Raw genomic sequence first — 16,373 nt, forward strand, 5'->3', positions numbered from 1 at the left:
GCCATGAGCGCGCAGATCGCCTACCTAGGGACTTCCGTTCCAGACTGGGTGAGGCAGCTTTCGAGCAGCGATCCACTCCAGCGTCGCCTCGGTGCATATGCGCTGGGCGAGATCGGCCCGGCGGCAACCGAGGCTATGTCCGACCTCGCCGCTACCCTCCAGGACCCGGTTGCGTTCGTGCGCGTCTGGGCGGCGGCGGCCTCGGCCCGGGTGGTGCCGTCAGGTGGAGAGTCGATCACCGTCCTCGTCGCGGAGTTGGGCAACGAGCTTGCCTTCGTCCGCAGCCTGGCGGCCTGGCACCTCGGTCGCCTCGGTCCGGCCTTCCCGGGGATCGAACAAGCCCTCCACCCCCTCCGACAGCTAGCGGGCGATGAGGATCCGAGCGTGCGGGTGGAGGCCGCGCTAGCGCTGGGGATGCTCGAGGGGAAGGGCGCCCCGCCGCCGGAGCTGAAGTCCTTGTGCACTTGAGCCTCCGGCGGCATCGCCTTGCACGGATTTGTTCGATCTCTAGCAATACGATCTCGGCGTCAGTCACCGAGCCTCTCTCCGAAGTCGAAGGCTCTCGTCGCCGATAGCGGTCGCTCATTTTGACCACCTACTCCGGGACCATTTCTCGCCCGGCGAGGAATTGCGTGCGAACGGCGGCTTTTGACGAACTAGCAAGGGCTGCCCTTCGGTAGGAAAACAGGACTTCGGAAATAGTGGGTTTCGCGATGTAGCGGACCCCCGCTACCAAGCGTGACCCACTACCCTCAAAAGTGGGTTTCGGGCTGTAGCGGTCTCCCGCTACCAAATATTCAAGCGTTTACACCCTCAGCACAATTCTCTCAGGCGCGAGAACATGGCTCAAGCGCATGACGCATTGGGTGCAATCCGTCCTGATGGAGGATAAGTTGTTGACTTCCAAAATTACAACCGAGAACATCAGCCGAATTTATAATCTTCGAACTAGGACGTAAGCTGCGGGAGAACCTAAGGATGTCAGAACAAAAAGCAGCCCTGTATTTTCTTTTGGCATTGGTGGTTGTTGCGTTGCCGTTTCTGCTTACGCCTGCCGCATATCCGTTATCCACCAAAGTTGCTGCTTGTGGAGGGACGCTGGCCTTTATCGGAGTTCTCGCGATGTCTCGGAATGTTCTGAGAGTCGGACCTTTTGAATGGATAACGCGCGCCGTGTTTTCCCATTCAGAGGAATTCAGTGAGGCCGTCACGAAGGAGGAGCGGAGGGCTGGCATCGACGACCATGTTCTTGCGAATGTGATCGGTCCATGCCTAGTTGGCGTGGGGACCATGATCAATGGTTTCAGCGGATATTTCAGCTGAAGCAGAAAAGCAGGTGCGACGCTAACAGCGGCATTAGTGAGCAGCTCGTCGGAGCTTTCAACAATCATTCAAAGCAATTGGCCACCTGCAAATCCACTCGCAGTACGTTGGATGGGTGGTGCGCCTGCGGAGGCCATCGCGCTGTCGGACGAGACCTTGATGTGTTTCGCTTTGCTCTAACTCAACTCACGTATTAATTGAGCATTAGCGGCTTCGCTCGCCTCAGCATCAGGCCAGATCGTTCGATAGTGTATCTGTCCAATTTAGACCTGATTCCTCGCTGCTCGGCTATTCGGTCCAAGAGCGACTGTCCCCAGCGGATGATCCTAGTTTCCATCCCCACGGGCATGTCAAAAATCTGTAGCGTCGCAAATATTGCACCTATAGCGCCAGCTACACGGACGATTGCAGGAAATCGTTTTGGCGCCGCTTCGGCTCAAGGATGTGATCCGGATGATTTCCGACGCGTTGCAGTGCGCGCCGGATCGCGCCGGCCCCCTGTCTCGTCTGGTGCACGAGAAGACAGGCGGCAATCCGTTCTTCGCCAGCAATCCGGAGCAGTGCAAGGAAGCGAGCGATCTCCTGCTCGCCGAGCACGGCATCTATGTCCAGCCGATCAACTATCCGACCGTCCCGCCCGGTACCGAGCGGCTGCGCATTACGCCGACACCCTATCACGATGACAGACTGATTGACTCACTCGCGGAAGCGCTGGCAAAGATCATGCCTCGCGAAGGCCTCTGGATCATCGACCAGCCGTGAACCATAACCCTGACGACGACCGGCAAGTCGCAGACGAACGTCGCAGCCTGCTGGGGCTCGCGGCGATGGCCCTCATCATAGGAGCGGCGACCGGGTGTGTTGGGGCGATCTTCCGGCTTTTGCTCGCGCACGCCGATCGTCTGCGCGATGCGATGATCGCCTGGGCCCATGGCCACGCAATCTGGGGGTTCTTGACTGTCGTCGGCGCGTGTGGTGTCGCGACGCTGGTTGCCGCGTGGATGGTGCGGCAATTCTCGCCACACGCTTCGGGCAGCGGCATTCCGCATGTCGAGGCTGTTCTGCGCGAAGAGATCCCACCGGCTCCGTTTCGCCTGGTGCCAGTGAAATTCTTCGGCGGGATACTGGCGATCGGCTCCGGGCTGGCGCTGGGCCGTGAGGGGCCGACCGTCCAGATGGGCGCTGGTATCGCGGTTTTCGCTGCGCGCATCTGCCGGTTGTGTTGGGCGGACTCGCGCGTGCTTCTGGCGGCCGGCGCCGGCGCCGGCCTTGCAACGGCCTTCAATGCGCCGATTGCCGGGCTCGTGTTCGTGCTGGAGGAGCTGGTGCAGAGGTTCGAACACCGTGTTGCCATCGCCGCCCTTGCAGCACTGGCGACGGCGATCCCGGTCGCAAGGCTGCTTCTCGGTGACGCGCCTGACTTTCACGTCGGGCCGCTGAACTATCCGAGCGCTGTGTCCGCCCCGTTGTTCCTTATTCTGGGTGGCATCGCAGGCCTGCTGGCCGTCGCATACAATCGCACCCTGCTCGCGACCATCGCAGTTCGCGACCGATTTGGAGGGCTACCGATCGAGCTACGCGCCGGATTGATCGGCGCAAGCGTCGGCATGCTGGCCTGGTTCGCGCCCGAACTGGTTGGTGGCGGAGATCAGATCACGCAGCGGGCGCTGATCGGCCACGAGAGTGTGGGGATCCTGGGGGGCGCATTCTTGATCCGATTCGGGCTCGGCGCTTTCTCATACGCTGCCGGCACGCCCGGCGGCCTGTTCGCACCCTTGCTCGTGCTGGGAGCCCAGTCTGGGTTGCTGTTCGGGGCGGCTTGCCGTCTTGCATTCCCGGCGCTCTCTATCCAGCCGGAAGCATTTGCATTGGTGGGCATGGCCGCTCTCTTCACCGGCGTTGTGCGCGCGCCGGTGACCGGCATCGTTCTCGTCGCTGAAATGACCGGTAACGTGACGATGCTGCTGCCGATGCTGGGCGCTTGCTTCATGGCGATGCTCCTGCCCATGCTGCTGGGTAATGCGCCGATTTACGATTCCCTGCGTGAGCATACGCTGCGCTTGGAGCGGCAAATCAGACAGGGATGAGATCGGTGTCATCCACCCCAGCTTCGCCAGATGCGTGCAACGTTTTGGGCGTTCGACTTCCCGAGGTGGATACAAGTTCAATAACTACGATGAACAGCAATGTCCGATGTCGGCCCTTTCCGACGTGGCGGATCAAGTCAGCGATGTCGGCTCAACGAGACAAGGCGGACATTGCGTTGGCGAGTGCCGAGACCCGGAAATAGCATGGGGCTCGCAATCCGCGAGCCCCGCCGTGCACTCTGCAATTTCAGACCGTGTGATGGACAGTCTGCAGGCCGTAGACCGGCGTCGGAATGCTCTCGTAGCGCGCCTTCAACTGCAGGGAAAGGAATTGCGAGTAATGTCGCGACTGATGCAGATTGCCGCCGTGGAACCATAGGCCTTCCTGCTGCGTCGGCTTCCACATGTTGCGCTGCTCACCTTCCCATGGGCCGGGGTCCTTTGTCGTATTCGAGCCAAGGCCCCAGACCTTGCCGACTTTGCCGGCCATCTCCGGACTCACGAGATCGGCGACAAAGCCGTTCATCGAGCTGTAGCCGGTGGCATAGACGATCACGTCCGCTGGCAATTCCTTGCCGTTGTCGAGCCTGACGCCGTTGGGCGTGATTTCCTCGACCTGTCCAGCGAACAGTTTGATTTTGCCGTCGATGATAAGCTGTGAGGCGCCGACGTCGATATAATAGCCCGAGCCGCGGCGCAGATATTTCATGAATAGCCCGGAATCGTCGTCACCGAAGTCGAGCCTGAACCCGGCCTTTTCCAGCCCCGCATAGAAAGCGGCGTCATCCTGGCGGATCTTGTCGTAGACCGGCTTCTGAAACTGATTCAATATCCGGTAGGGCAGTGAAGCGAAGATCAGATCGGCCTTTGCCGTCGTCGTTCCGCCGCGGACGGCGCGTTCGGAATAAAGATCGCTGATACTTTCCATCAGCGAATCCGAGCGCACGATGTGGGTCGTCGAGCGCTGCACCATCGTTACGTCGATGCCGGCCTCGTACAGCGCAGCGCAGATGTCATGGGCCGAATTGTTCGAGCCGATCACCACCACCTTCTTGCCTTTGTAGCCGCCGGAGCCGGGATGGCGTGAGGAATGGTGCTGCTCGCCCTTGAACGTTTCCATGCCCTTGATTTTCGGCATGTTCGGCTTGGCCGACATGCCGGTCGCGAACACAAGCTGCCTGGGCCGCAGAGTAATCTCCTTGCCATCGCGTTCGACGATGACGGTCCATTCCTTCTTGGTATCGTCCCAACTGGCGCGTTTGGCCACGGTGTTCGTCCAGTAGTTCAGCTCCATGACCTTGGTGTACATTTCCAGCCAATCGCCGATCTTGTCCTTGGGCGAGAACACGGGCCAGTTCTTGGGGAAATCGATGTAGGGCAAGTGATCGTACCAGACGGGGTCGTGCAGGCAGAGCGACTTGTAGCGGTTGCGCCAGGAATCGCCGGCGCGTGCGTTCTTTTCGACGATGATCGTCGGCACACCGAGCTGGCGCAGCCGCGCCCCGAGCGCAATGCCGCCCTGTCCGCCGCCGATGACAAGCACGTAGGGCTGGGTCTTGAAGCCGAGTTGCTCGACTTCCTCGTCACGCAGTTCCTTCCAGGTCTTGGCGCCGGGATTGACGCCGTGCCTGGCGCCGAGCGGTCGGCTGAAGCCGGCCTTTTCCTCATGGGCCTTCAGTTCGGCCATGGTCGTCAAGAGTGTCCAGATCTGACCATTCTGCAGGCGGATGAGCCCATATCCGCGCGCGACATCGGTCTCGAACGTGATCCAAGATTCGGTCACGCCGCCGGCCTCGGTTGGCGTTTCACCCTCGGCGGCTTTCCAGTTGTGCGGCTTCACATGCGCGAGGCAATGCGCGAGCATGTCGCGGACTTGATCGCGGCCTTCCATGGTCTTGATGTTCCAGGTGAAGGCAACGAGGTCGCGCCAGTAGCATTCCGGAGCGAACATCCCTACGACGGCGTCGAGATCGCCCGCCGCAAGTTCAAACTTGTCGAGGAAAACCTGGACGCGCGCGCTAAGCGTGGTGTCGAGCATCACTTCCTCCCGGATGTCGTTTGCAATTTTTCTGCGCAGGCAGCGTAACCTTACCCCAACCATCGCGGGAATCCAGACTCGCGCGGCAGGGTTCCCGGTCGGCTTGAGCGCCTCTCAGCGCCCCGCCTGCAACAACGCCGCTTTGCCCACCGACGAGGGGCAGACCAAGAGTTCTGTTTGTTGCAGTGCATGCGACCGGAATTGGCCCAACTCGGACATAGCGCGAGGTGCGCCAACGGCGGGGCGCCCGGCGGCGCTTCGCGCGAACGCCGGGGTGATACTTGGCTACGTGATGCACGCCTTGTTGGCTGCGCTTGGCGTCGCCGCGCTGGCGGGCGTGGGGGAGGGCGATAGTTGTCTTGGCGAACCTGCGACGGTCTCGCCGCAGATCAAGTAGGCCAGCCGGGATATAAGTAATAAAGCGAGGGCAATTGATCGACTGACTATGTCTCATGCAAAACGGAGTCAGTCCGTCGACCGATGCTAGCCGGGGAAGTCGCGGAACTCCTTGACGAGATTAAACGGAATTTTCCATCCGGCGCCTCCCCCGCGCATCAGCATCTTGATGTCTTCCGCCCTGTTCTCTTTTCCGGTTTTCGGATCGGTCTCCAGCGTGTGGCCTTGGCTGTCCCAAGGTTTGCTCGCGCTCTTCGAGTAGTAGCCGAGAAAATGGCCGGATTCATGGGCAGAGGTGTTAGGCCCGCGTTGCGAGCCGATGAAGGCAAGGTCCAGCCCTCGAGCAAACGTGCCATTGGCGGGGCCGCCATTGGACCAAACCTTATCGACGCAGAAAATGGTTAGATGGGCGCCCTGAACTTTGTGTTTGACGAAGAAGCCCTTCAGTTTTTCGACGTCGATCACATCGGGAAAGGTCGCTAGGCTCGCATCCTTCATGCCAGTTGCATTGGCGATCTCTTGTTTGACGGCAGCCTGCGAGTCGTCGATGACCAGCCAGTCGCTTGGCACCCGCTCGAAGCGGATGTTGGCCTGCGGCCTCCATATATTGTTCATCGTCAGCAATTCATCTTGCTCGTTGCAGGGCTTCTTGGCGTGAAACGCCGGAGCGCCACCACTCCCCGGAACCATGACATTGCGGAACGCCACCTTGATCTTGATTTCTGGCAGCACGACGACATGGAGCTTGGCTTCGATCTTCCGGCCGGCCGACCGGGCCACCACCTCCAGGCCGGGAAAGCCGATCGGCTTAATCCGGCCATTGATTTCGAAAAACCGTGCATCGCCATTGAAGGTGGCGGGAAGTGATGCGGCCCTGAGCTGCGGATCGATATCGGGTTCGGAGAAGGTGTCTCGGGCTTGCATGACGCGCCTAAGGGTATCGGCGCCATCGATCTCCTTGATCCCGAGGGCATGGGCGTTAGGATCGACTTTGAGCTTTCTTCCGGGATCGATCAGCGCCACGATGTTGGAGCCGCCGAACGCCACCACCATGCCCGGCGGGCTGCGGCGCTCATCGATGCCGGAGCGGCGGAAAACCTCTTGGAAGGCGGCCATGTCTGGTTCTCCTGTCTTGGTTCGGTCCGTTAACGCGAAATTTTGCACACGGAAATGAGAGGCTTCTTCGGCGACGGGACCACAATCTGGCCGGCCCCCGCGGCGAGATGCAGAAAATTTCGGCGGCGAAGTTTCATGGCCGGTCCCTCCGCAACAATTGGGCACGGACGGCAGCAGGCGTAGCCTACCCCGCTTTCCGGAGAACGCGGAAGGCCCATCAATGTCCGCTAATGGCCTTAGCTGACCTCCTGCGCGATGCCCCGGGATGACTGTTGAGGGCGCCCGCAGCTCGCCTTTGAACTTCCCCGACCGCTCACGTCACTACTAGTCATAGCCGTGGTGGGAGCCGACGCTCCCTCCAGTGCGCAGCTTTCGGCAGGCCACGCCAGCAACGGGAGAAATTGCCATGGGACGCGCGCCGCAGCCACTGCCGCAATACACGCCGCCGGGCCCGGTGGAACAGATGCCGAATATGGCGACGCAACCGCAGTGCTCGCCGCTTGCCAAGGTTCACAGCGCCGCCGTCTTTCCCTACCTGGCCAATGAAGTCGCGACGTCCCGCACTGAGGTCGGCCATCTCGGTGTGGACGTCAGTCTGGTCCCGCCGGCCGGCACCTGCCAATATCTCATCATCTGGGATTTCGGCGTCGACTGGCGGCATCTCAAGACCATCGCCAAGCGCGATCCGCTGTTGGCAGCGCAGCTCATCCGATTCGAGACCGACAAGTCGTTGCAGTTCCAGATCGTCGGATACAGTGACAGCACCGGCGGCGAACGGAACAACATCTTCCTGCGCACGGGCCGGGCCAAGAACGTCTTTCACCTGTTCGGCCCAAGCGCCCGCTCGCGTGTCTTCTCTGTCAAGGCCGCTTCACACTACGAGTATCTGAAGGACAACACGACCGCGATGAACAGGGCCGCCAATCGCGCTGTGGTCGTCGAAATCTTCGCCGGCGGCGGGACGATCTAGCCACCTTCCCAACGCGAACGGAGGGTCGGGCGGCTCCTATCAGTGCAGTACAGCGTTTCAGCGCTTGCGAGACTTCCCCTGCCGTTTCTTTTGCCGGAGCCTAGCCGGACTACTATTGCTCGACCACGCAAGGAAGGTAGCTCATGCCACTGACCGAAGGCGACGTCCTGGACACACTCAGTGACTCGGTAGCGCTTGGCATCGAGTTCTACGTCGACAAGATCCATATCAAGGGCGAATACTTGACGACAGTTCGCGATCACATTCGTGCCGGCAATATATTGGTGAAGGGCGGCACTCAGGATCTCGCCTTCTACGATCAGGTTACGGATGTTCTGTTGACGCAGAAGAAGTCGCCGCCCGCAAATGATAGCGATCGGGCGCTGCTCCTGCATGAGTGCGTCCACGCCATGATCGACGTCTATGATCCTGACGGCGCTGTTACGCGCCACATGGGCGAACTGGCGGCCTACCTCACTCAAACCACATATAGCGTTCGCAAGAATCCGTCGTCTAACCGCAACGGCACCGCCCCCTGGGACAAATTCTGGGGCGACCTCTACGCCACGGTGCGCGCCAATAGGCTCGACACCAGCGCGGGCAACGGCGTCCGGATCCCGTCGGCGACGCTCGAAAATCTGCGCCGGCAACTCGCTGCGCTGCCTTTTGTGAACTATGGACATTTCACTAAAGAAGCGACGGGCGTATCGGATGGGCTGACCCGCAGGAACTTATTTCTGTCGAGCGATGAACCCGTGTCCATGCGGTCATCGAGCGTTTCCCACGAAACTTATGTTGATCCGAGCGATGACTATTTGATGCGCACCCTGATGGAGGCCTACGCGAGCGCCGATGTCAAAGGGTATGGCAGCCGCCTGCGCCGGCTACGTCGTGATTTTCTCTATTGCTCGCTGTCTCGCGCCCATGAGCTCCGGAAAAGGTTTTCGGTGCGGAAGCGTGGGGACCGGCTCTCCGAACTGTTTCACGATCGCCTGTCGCATGGCGGCCGCGCAATTCTTCTCCGTGTGCTTGCGCTGCGAAGCTGACCAGAGGCTGGACAAGTCGGAAAAATGCTCTTGAGAGGAAGAATGCGCTACCCCGCCGCGTCGAATTCTCGGCGTGTTGGTGCTCCAGTCAAGTAGACTCCCGACCACTTCCTTGCAGCGGGTTCTAGTCCAGGTGCCTTGCGCGCAGGTCTTGAAGGTCCTTTTTCAATGCCACCAGATCCAGCCCGCGAGGAAAAGTGAGGCGTCCAGAGCGGATCACGAGCCGGACGTACGGATAGCGGTCCTCGGCAAGCATCGGAGAACTGATTTTGTATTTGTGCCAATCTTCAACGATGTGTGCCTGTTGCTCGACGTTGTATGAGTCCCAGGAATCGCCCGGGGTGTACTCGTAGCCGGAACCGATTGTCTGCGCCCAGAAGGAGCGCGCCATCGTCCAGTTTGAATCGTTGAACGCCTGCCACACATGGGTCATTTCGTGCACGAAGAGGTCGCAAATGCGACCGAAGTTGTCGCACAAGAGGCCGAAGGTGGGGCTGGGCGATGCCAGGTTACTGAACGCGACATTGCCAAGATTGATGGCATACCGCATGCTCGGCACCATGGGATTGCTTCCCCTGAAGAACGGTCCATCGTTCGTCCACGGTCTTCCGCCTGCTCCCAGGCCATTGGTAATCGCAATTGTCTCCCACGGCGGCAGCGTCGGGCCAAAAACGGTGCGCGCGAAATCACGTTCGCTCACGTCCAGCACGCGCGCGAAGTCGGGTCGGCTTCCCTCACATTCCGGCGGGGTGGGAGCCGCTGGGGTGGGCGCAATCGGTGGAGTGGGCGCAATCGGCGGGGGAGGCGGCGTACCTGGCGGCAGATAGATGAATCCCCCTCGCCATCCACCTCTCCCGCCGGTCGTACCGGAGGAAAACGCAAAATTCTGCCGGTCTGGCGACATTGCGCGGCAGCCTACATACTCGGCCAGGTACCAGTTCACCTGCCGTGTGGCTTGTTGGAAATCGCGCTGCTTGACGAGCTTGATGCCCGGAAAATTGAACTCGATGAGGTCCCAGGGGTCGATGCCGATCCGCTTGGCGAGGGATATCCAGGTCTCGCCGGCCGTCACCGCATGCCGGATTCCCGCGGGCGGTACATAGCTTTCGACGACAGGCTTCAAGGGCCTTTCCTGGTTCGGCAATGTAAGACCTCCCCTACTGATTCCTGCGGAACTACGCGTTCTCGCCACCAATACTTATTCGTCGTCACTGCCTCGAGGCGGTTCGATGGTTCCATTCATTCGGACCACCAGCTGGTAGCGGCAAATCGAAGAGCCTCATTCGTAGGTAGGAGGGGTAGACACGGAGCAATGTGGAACGACGATATCCGCTTTAGCGCCGGCCTTTTGACTTCGAGCCGAGCAGGTCATGCGTGCCGCTGATGCTCACGGTTCCGGAGCACTCGAAACCGCCGAAAATTCCGCAGGAGCCGGTGACCGTAACGCGCAAGTCTTTGCGCTGGTACATGTCGACCGAAATGCCCACGCGCGAAAAGTCGTTCGCGCTGTTCGGCAGGATCAGATCGATGTGCTCTGCGGCCCATTGCGGTATATGCTTGTTGCTCTTCCAGAACAGCTCGTTGCCGGCGTGGTGCACGAAGTTCGGTCCGACCGTAAGCGCACTGTCCACGCCCTCGAACACGAAGCCCGTTTCGTCGATGTGCACGTTCACCCGATCAGGTGCTACGGCGAAATGCAGCGATGTGATGTCCTGGGGCTGCGGGTCCTTGCCGAATTGCGAGCTGTAGGCGTCGCTCCATTGTCCGCGATCGCGCCCGAGCCCGAAGCCGTGGCGCCCCGGGAGATCCCGCGTTGAGAGCGGCCTGTCCGACAGCTTTGGGCGCCAGATCTCCCGAAATCCCTTGCCGATCGTTGCCGCCATCGACAGATCGAGGGCCCAATGCGACGCTTTCTCCGGGCTTTGCCCTTCGGCGAAGGCGTCGAATCCGTCCGTCGTCTTGGCAATGCGCAGCTTCTTGATCAGCTCTTCCCAGTCCTTGGGCAGGAAGGTGACGCCGTCGAGCGTGGTCGTCGCGGCAGCGACACCATACTTCTCGAGCTGGTGCCGGATGTAGGGCTTCTCGTCATAAAGGCGTACATCCGGGTTGGGGCCGGCAAAATAATTCTTCAGATCGATCTGCGGCCGCAGCATGGTCAGTCGCGCCGCGATCTTCCGGTAAGTGTCGGTCGTCGTCGGATCGGTCGTCGTCATGGGGCGCACTCCGAGGCAATCCTCGCCCCAAATTGGTCTCGCCCGGACGGGTTTGGGTTCAATGCCGGCTCGTTCGATCAAGCTGCCGCCCGGCGCAAGTCATTCGAATTCCTGTCGCGCCGGTGCAATGACTGTTTGAACCTGCTGATCGGAAACGGCGACCACCATCCGTGGGGTAGTGCGAACAACGAGGACGATCAAATGTCACTGCGGAGCAGGGTATTGGACGTACTCAATGGCCCGGCGGTCGCTCGCATGCGCTTCCGGTTTCCGATCCGCGGCAGCCATGTGACGATTGCGCCGCAAACGTTCCATCACGTCGCCCGCGCGATCCGGTTGGGGCAGGTCACCGTCAGACCTCCGACGGATCTCGCGGCAGGCGTTGCTGCACAATACAACGATGTCGCTAGGACCAGGGCGGACGGCACGGCGGTTGCGGCGAACACGCTGGAGGTCGTGTCGGCAGCGGGGCGGATGGACGAGGCCTATATCGTCCATGAGAGCCTGCATGCAGCCTACGATCTGTTGCGTACCGGCCTTGACGCCAATGCCGAAGAGGCGTCCGCGTATGTCTGCACGGCGCTCTATTGCCGCATGACTGGCCTCCCGCGGCCGCGCTGGGCGAACGGCCCGATTTACGCCAATGCCGCCGAGGTCGCCAAAACGTTGCTGTCGCAATACCAAAAGGGTGATCCTGGAATTCCCTGGGTCGGCGAGAGTGAATGGCGGATGCTGCGCGCCGGTGTAGGTTTTCATCCGGTCTATACCAGCGGACCCGCGGGTATTGTCACTGGATGGCTGCTTGGCCAACAGTACACCCACGATGGTTGAGTGCTGGGGGCCGCGTCCACTTCAGGAAATGGCAGAGCTTCGGGCTCCTGTCCGCCACTCCCTCCACAGTGGCCGATGCGCTTTAGCGCGTCACGCGACCAGCAGTCCCAGCTTGCCGACCATCGCAAGCGAGCGTTGAACGCTTTCTCGCGTTGACAGCAGTAACGGCTCGGCAGGCTGCCCGGCACTATCCTTCTGGTCTATCCGGATGGTCGGGCCGAATTTTTCGGTCATTTCGGCCGTGATCTGGTCGATGGTCCGCGCTCCGTCGAGCAATTGCAGGAAATCCCTGGTCCGGTCGTCCTCCAACTGCACCGTTTGGTGGAGGAGGTTGGTAACGAGCGGACCTGTTTGCGCTTGTCTTCGCGCGAGCAGGCTCGCCTGCGGATGCTCGGTAGCTTCCTTCAACAAAAAGGGACGCGACAGCAGGAACGAAACCTCGCCGCTGCAAGCCAGGATGAACATCGCCTCAGTCAACACTTTTTGGTCATCATCCGTCTGCGGGTCGCCCCGCAGCGCGCGGGCGCCATCGAGCAGCTCGTCGAATGATAGTGCTCGCGGCCAGGCCCGGCCGAGACATAGATACGCGGCCTTCAAGAGCGGATTGGTCACCGTGACCCTGCTGCCGTCCTGGTTCTCGAATTCCACCGCGGAATCGTCGGTCACGCAGGCGTCGGGGTCGACCGGGTTGGTCGTGCTCAGCAAATGGAACCTGGTGACGAAATCGAGGTCGATCTGGCGGGATAGCGAAATGCCGTCGTGGCAGAGCAAGGTGCGCCGAAAGCCGTTGCCGTCGATGAAGTCCTGATATTGATCGCGCGCCATGAACTCGCTTTCCGGGAAGCGCTGCAGCGTTGCGCGAACCTCCTCGGAATAGCCGGCAAGATAGCGTCGTGAGAAATCAGCATCGCCCAGATATTGCAGGCCGTGGCGGCTTGCGTCCTCGGCGACCTCATGCAGCAGGAATGCCTCGGCGCCATCATCGAGATCGTCGTGAAACAGAAGCTCGTCGGGGGACTTGAGGACGCGGTTGTACTGGTCGCGCATGACCGCGCCGTGCACCGAGTTGGCCTTCGAGCCGTCGCTCAGGAACTTCAGGATCGCGCGGGCCTGTCCGACCTTCTCCTTCATGCCGGTGAGACGGCGGGTGTGATACCGCATCATGTCGCGGACCATGTCGCGAAGATGCGAGAACGGGTGCGCATTGTAGCTGACGTAGCAAACGCCGCGGGGAGCCAGGTTCTGCTTGAAGATCATCATCATCTTCTCGCGCACCGCCGGCGGCACCCAGGAATACACGCCGTGCGCTAAGATGTAGTCGAATTCCCCGAAGCCTGCGTCGACATTCATGATGTCGCAATGGAGGAGCTTGATGTTGCTCAGGCCCAATGTGGCGATATTTCGCTGGCCGCGCTCGATCGTGACGCCGCTCAGGTCGACACCGACGAATTCGCTGTTTGGATATTGAAAGGCCATCGGCAACAGGTTGCCGCCAACGCCGCAGCCAAGCTCCAGCACCCGGCAACGCTCGACCGGTGCTGACTGCATGCCGTAAACGGCGGCAATGGTAGCAAGATGGTTCGGATGAGTGAGCCCGTAAACGTGGCCGGGGTAGTAGACCTCGTCGTATGGCGTGGGACCAGTGTTCGGGTGGCGATGCTCGGTTTGAATGTTCATCGCTCTCAATTCCACGAATATGCGAATTTGTCGTTCTCAATCGAGACCCGCGCTTGCTTGATTTCTTCCTTGGCAAGCGACTTGCTGAGGAACTCGCGCGACAGCTCCGGGAGCAGGGTGTTGGTGATGATGTTGTCAATCATTCGCCCGCCGGAATCCGGGTCGTTGCAACGTGACACAATGTGCTCCACGACCGCGTCATCGTAGTCGAAGGACGCGTTATGATTGTCGCGGAGGCGTCGTCCGATCCGGTCGAGCTGTAACCGAACGATCCCGGCGAGCATCTCGTCGGATAGCGGGAAGTACGGTATCGAGACGATGCGTCCGAGCAGTGCTGCGGGAAACACCTTCAGCAATTCCGGCCTCAGCAACTTGGCGAGCTCTTCCGGCTCGCTGCGATACCGTGGATCGCGCGAGAGGCCCATGATCAGATCGGTGCCGACGTTGGTAGTAAGGATGATCAGGGTGTTCTTGAAGTCGATCCGTCGCCCGTTGCCGTCCTCCATGGTTCCCTTGTCGAACACCTGAAAGAAGATCTCGTGGACGTCGGGATGAGCCTTCTCCACCTCGTCGAGCAGGATGACGCTGTAGGGCTTGCGCCGGACAGCCTCGGTGAGGCGTCCACCTTCGCCATAACCGACATAGCCGGGAGGTGCACCCTTCAAGGTCGAGACGGTGTGCGCTTCCTGGAACTCCGACATGTTGATCGTGATCATGTTCTGCTCGCCGCCGTAAAGGGTCTCGGCAAGCGCCAGGGCGGTTTCAGTCTTGCCCACGCCGGATGGACCAGCCAGCATGAACACGCCGATCGGCTTCGAAGGGTTGTCCAGTTTGGCGCGGCTGGTCTCGATTCGCTTGGCGATCATCGTCAGCCCATGAGACTGGCCGACGACGCGGCGGTTGAGGATCTCCGGTAGCTTCAGCACGGTTTCGATCTCGTCGCGCATCATCCGGCCGACCGGGATGCCGGTCCAGTCAGAGACAACGGACGCCACCGATTGCTGGTCTACATGGGCATAGACCATCCGCTTCTCCGGATGGATGCTCTCAAGTATGTCGAACTTGCCGCGCAACTCCGCGCGCCTGACAGCCGGATCTTCGCCTTCTTTGGGCTGGGACAGAATCTCTCGGATGCTCCGGATGTCCTTGACGAGTTCCTGCTCTGCGGCCCAATCGGCTTCGAGGTTCGTCAGCTTGTCCTTCAGTGCCGCAATGTCGTTGTCGATCGCCGTGATGCGGTCGCTGTCCTTAAGCCCAAGATCGCTGTCGCTGACGAGTGCCGATTTTTCAGCTTCACGAGCGGTAATCGCAACGCGTGCATCCTCGATCAGGGCTGGCGTCGCGCTCTGGCTGATGGCCACGCGCGCCGAGGCGGTATCAAGCAGGCTGACCGCCTTGTCCGGCAACTGCCGTGAAGGAATGTAGCGGTGGGACAGGTTGACCGCTGCGACGATCGCAGCATCCGAGATGCGAACGCCGTGGTGCTTTTCCATCGGACCGAGAAGTCCGCGCAGCATGATGCAGCAGGTCTCCACTTCCGGTTCATCGATCTGGATCGGCTGGAAGCGTCGTGTGAGCGCGGGATCTTTCTCGATATACTGACGATATTCCGCCCATGTGGTGGCAGCGATCGTGCGCAGCGTGCCACGGGCAAGGGGAGGTTTCAGGAGATTGGCCGCATCACCGGTGCCGGCCGCGCCGCCGGCGCCGATCAATGTGTGGGCTTCATCGATGAACAGGATGATGGGGGTGGGTGAGCTCTGGACCTCGTCGATCACCGAGCGCAAGCGCTGCTCAAACTCGCCCTTCATGGAAGCACCGGCCTGCATCAGGCCGATGTCGAGCGCACAAAGCCTTACACCGCGGAGCGGTGGCGGCACGTCGCCGGCGGCGATCCGCTGGGCGAATCCCTCGACAACTGCGGTCTTGCCGACGCCAGCCTCGCCGGTAAGAATTGGATTGTTCTGCCGCCGTCGCATCAACACGTCGATCAGTTGGCGGATTTCTTCGTCCCGGCCAAGGATCGGATCCATCTCACCCGATTTGGCCTTGGCGGTGAGATCCTGCGAGAACCGGTCGAGCGGCGTCGTCCCCTTGGGACCCGCTTGGGCCGCGCCTTCCGTGCCCGCGCCGACCAGGCCCGAACCGTCCATCGGCCGCATGGTCTCCTCGTCGGAGCCGGCCCAGACGTTGCGGCGCTCCGCGGCGAGTGCGTCGACGTTGACCTTGGCGAATTCCTGCGAGAGGTTGTTCAGCGTGCGACGAATATCGTTCGATTTCAGGCCCGCCACGAGCAGATGACCGGTGCGGATCTGGGTCTCGCCAAAGAACAGCGTGGCATAGTGCCAGCCCCGATCGAGCAGATCGATGACCGGATTGGCGACGCCCGGCATGTCGGTTTCGTTCTTACGAAAGCCATTGATCACGCCGGCAAGATCCGACAACAAGCGTGCCCGGTCGAGCTTGTAATGATCGACCGAAAGGCTGAGATCGTTGCGTTCCTGCTGCAGGATATGAAACAGCCAGTGCGCTAGCTCGACGTTGCGATTGCCGGCGCTCTTTGCGTGGCGCAGGGCCTGTATGAAGGCATCATAGCCGGCCCGGTTCAGCTTGCCCGTTACAGCCTCGATGCTGATGTCGGTCACGGCGGATCCTCCTGCTTAATCCATCCGCGGA

12 protein-coding genes and 1 pseudogene are annotated in these 16,373 nt (G+C 60.7%); 7 read left to right on the plus strand and 6 right to left on the minus strand.

The genetic code is table 11. From position 1 onward, the window contains the following. Positions 1 to 3: 3 nt before the first annotated feature. The 4 genes and pseudogenes from AC5ZFO_RS27385 to clcA all read left to right on the plus strand — a co-directional run bounded on the left by AC5ZFO_RS27385 (position 4) and on the right by clcA (position 3,410). The gene (locus tag AC5ZFO_RS27385; RefSeq protein WP_282523581.1) at positions 4 to 468 is read left to right on the plus strand and encodes a HEAT repeat domain-containing protein; all 465 of its coding nucleotides are present in this window, start codon (positions 4 to 6) and stop codon (positions 466 to 468) included. 510 nt (positions 469 to 978) lie between these two features. Further along, the gene (locus tag AC5ZFO_RS27390; protein ID WP_282523580.1) at positions 979 to 1,323 is read left to right on the plus strand and encodes a hypothetical protein; all 345 of its coding nucleotides are present in this window, start codon (positions 979 to 981) and stop codon (positions 1,321 to 1,323) included. Positions 1,324 to 1,857: 534 nt separating this feature from the next. Continuing rightward, positions 1,858 to 2,085 (plus strand): annotated as a pseudogene (locus AC5ZFO_RS27395) (aminotransferase class I/II-fold pyridoxal phosphate-dependent enzyme); the annotation flags it as partial. Next, positions 2,082 to 3,410 (plus strand): H(+)/Cl(-) exchange transporter ClcA, encoded by a 1,329-nt coding sequence (gene clcA / locus AC5ZFO_RS27400; RefSeq protein WP_496122825.1) that lies wholly within the window; start codon positions 2,082 to 2,084, stop codon positions 3,408 to 3,410. The pseudogene AC5ZFO_RS27395 and the gene clcA, both read left to right, overlap by 4 nt. A 247-nt stretch (positions 3,411 to 3,657) precedes the next feature. Here clcA and AC5ZFO_RS27405 read toward each other — a convergent pair whose 3' ends face one another. Continuing rightward, positions 3,658 to 5,448, minus strand: a complete 1,791-nt coding sequence (locus AC5ZFO_RS27405; protein ID WP_496122826.1) for an NAD(P)/FAD-dependent oxidoreductase — start codon at positions 5,446 to 5,448, stop codon at positions 3,658 to 3,660. A gap of 483 nt (positions 5,449 to 5,931) precedes the next feature. Then, positions 5,932 to 6,960: a hypothetical protein gene (locus AC5ZFO_RS27410; protein WP_282523577.1), complete on the minus strand. Its 1,029-nt coding sequence runs from the start codon at positions 6,958 to 6,960 to the stop codon at positions 5,932 to 5,934. 406 nt (positions 6,961 to 7,366) lie between these two features. On the opposite strand from AC5ZFO_RS27410, the gene AC5ZFO_RS27415 reads away from it, so the two are divergent. Then, the gene (locus AC5ZFO_RS27415) at positions 7,367 to 7,930 is read left to right on the plus strand and encodes an OmpA family protein (RefSeq protein WP_282523576.1); all 564 of its coding nucleotides are present in this window, start codon (positions 7,367 to 7,369) and stop codon (positions 7,928 to 7,930) included. Positions 7,931 to 8,073: 143 nt separating this feature from the next. After that, positions 8,074 to 8,976 carry a hypothetical protein gene (locus AC5ZFO_RS27420; protein ID WP_282523575.1) on the plus strand — a complete coding sequence of 301 codons (903 nt, stop codon included), beginning with the start codon at positions 8,074 to 8,076 and terminating at the stop codon, positions 8,974 to 8,976. Positions 8,977 to 9,100: 124 nt separating this feature from the next. Here AC5ZFO_RS27420 and AC5ZFO_RS27425 read toward each other — a convergent pair whose 3' ends face one another. Both AC5ZFO_RS27425 and AC5ZFO_RS27430 read right to left on the minus strand, forming a co-directional pair. Beyond that, a complete protein-coding gene (locus AC5ZFO_RS27425) occupies positions 9,101 to 10,099 on the minus strand; it encodes a hypothetical protein (protein WP_282523574.1) in 999 nt (332 codons plus the stop codon). Positions 10,100 to 10,310: 211 nt separating this feature from the next. Further along, complete coding sequence (locus AC5ZFO_RS27430; RefSeq protein ID WP_282523573.1) at positions 10,311 to 11,189, minus strand: hypothetical protein; 879 nt, start codon at positions 11,187 to 11,189, stop codon at positions 10,311 to 10,313. 135 nt (positions 11,190 to 11,324) lie between these two features. On the opposite strand from AC5ZFO_RS27430, the gene AC5ZFO_RS27435 reads away from it, so the two are divergent. After that, positions 11,325 to 12,020 carry a hypothetical protein gene (locus AC5ZFO_RS27435; protein WP_282523572.1) on the plus strand — a complete coding sequence of 232 codons (696 nt, stop codon included), beginning with the start codon at positions 11,325 to 11,327 and terminating at the stop codon, positions 12,018 to 12,020. A gap of 90 nt (positions 12,021 to 12,110) precedes the next feature. Here AC5ZFO_RS27435 and AC5ZFO_RS27440 read toward each other — a convergent pair whose 3' ends face one another. After that, on the minus strand, positions 12,111 to 13,697 hold the full coding sequence (locus AC5ZFO_RS27440; protein WP_282523571.1) for a methyltransferase regulatory domain-containing protein: 1,587 nt from the start codon (positions 13,695 to 13,697) through the stop codon (positions 12,111 to 12,113). 5 nt (positions 13,698 to 13,702) lie between these two features. Further along, entirely contained in the window at positions 13,703 to 16,342 is a 2,640-nt protein-coding gene (gene tssH, locus AC5ZFO_RS27445; protein WP_282523570.1) for a type VI secretion system ATPase TssH, read from the minus strand. Positions 16,343 to 16,373: the final 31 nt, after the last annotated feature.

It is taken from the genome of Bradyrhizobium sp. Unk1, assembly GCF_059512345.1.

Bases quoted from the DNA above. Each gene is read 5' to 3' on its own strand.
- AC5ZFO_RS27385 (WP_282523581.1), top strand. From the start codon at position 4: ATGAGCGCGCAGATCGCCTACCTAGGGACTTCCGTTCCAGACTGGGTG.
- AC5ZFO_RS27390 (WP_282523580.1), top strand. From the start codon at position 979: ATGTCAGAACAAAAAGCAGCCCTGTATTTTCTTTTGGCATTGGTGGTT.
- AC5ZFO_RS27405 (WP_496122826.1), bottom strand. From the start codon at position 5,448: ATGCTCGACACCACGCTTAGCGCGCGCGTCCAGGTTTTCCTCGACAAG.
- AC5ZFO_RS27410 (WP_282523577.1), bottom strand. From the start codon at position 6,960: ATGGCCGCCTTCCAAGAGGTTTTCCGCCGCTCCGGCATCGATGAGCGC.
- AC5ZFO_RS27415 (WP_282523576.1), top strand. From the start codon at position 7,367: ATGGGACGCGCGCCGCAGCCACTGCCGCAATACACGCCGCCGGGCCCG.
- AC5ZFO_RS27420 (WP_282523575.1), top strand. From the start codon at position 8,074: ATGCCACTGACCGAAGGCGACGTCCTGGACACACTCAGTGACTCGGTA.
- AC5ZFO_RS27430 (WP_282523573.1), bottom strand. From the start codon at position 11,189: ATGACGACGACCGATCCGACGACGACCGACACTTACCGGAAGATCGCG.
- AC5ZFO_RS27440 (WP_282523571.1), bottom strand. From the start codon at position 13,697: ATGAACATTCAAACCGAGCATCGCCACCCGAACACTGGTCCCACGCCA.